This is a genomic window from uncultured Aquimarina sp., assembly GCF_947492405.1.
Taxonomy (GTDB): Bacteria; Bacteroidota; Bacteroidia; order Flavobacteriales; family Flavobacteriaceae; genus Aquimarina.
Genome location: NZ_CANLMP010000043.1, coordinates 1 through 206 on the forward strand (window position 1 = coordinate 1; position 206 = coordinate 206).

Here is a 206-nt window from a genome sequence, read left to right on the forward strand (position 1 = left end):
GCTCCTGTGCTTCCTGTAGATCCTGTAGCGCCAGTGCTTCCTGTAGCACCAGTTGCTCCTGTGCTTCCTGTAGCACCGGTTGCTCCTGTGCTTCCTGTAGCACCCGTTGAGCCAGTGCTTCCTGTAGCACCAGTGCTTCCTGTTGAACCAGTTGCTCCTGTGCTTCCTGTTGAACCAGTTGCTCCGGTACTTCCAGTGGCACCGGT

At 56.8% G+C, this 206-nt stretch carries 1 protein-coding gene; it reads right to left on the reverse strand.

Features of this window, described 5'->3' with window-relative positions; genetic code table 11:
• Positions 1-206: hypothetical protein (locus Q0829_RS27575; RefSeq protein WP_298549326.1), on the reverse strand; the 206-nt coding region annotated here is incomplete at both ends.